Consider the following 414-nt stretch of genomic DNA (forward strand, 5'->3'; position numbering starts at 1 on the left):
GCCGTGGCGAAGAGCTGCGAACCGTTCACTGCGTCCAGGCTCGCTGCATCCACCGCGCCGGCCGATACACCGGTCAGCACGCGGCTGCCCGCCGTACCCGTGAAGTCCACGGTCGTTCCGTCCGCGTCCTTCGCCACCGTGATGTTGCGCGTGACGGCGTCCTGCTGCACCAGACCCACCGAGCCGCTGTTGAGCTCGTCGGTCAGATCGCTCACCCGGCCGTCCACGTTCGTCAGTGAATCGCCGATGTTGCTGAACGTCTGGCCACCCACCACATACGACGGACCCGTGATCGAACCATCCTCGTTGACCGTCGAACCACCGCCCAGCGCGCTGGCCGTCGAGCTGGCCACGCTGTGAAGCTGGCCGCCGTTCACCGCGTCCGTGCTGCCCGCGCTGACCGCGCCTGCTGCC

The 414-nt window shown here is 68.4% G+C and carries 1 pseudogene; it reads right to left on the minus strand.

The window, feature by feature from the left end:
• Window positions 1-414: pseudogene (locus tag U5775_RS39110) on the minus strand (adhesin); the annotation flags it as partial.

Origin of the sequence: Paraburkholderia sp. J63 (genome assembly GCF_905220245.1) — a bacterium.
Lineage (GTDB): Bacteria > Pseudomonadota > Gammaproteobacteria > Burkholderiales > Burkholderiaceae > Paraburkholderia.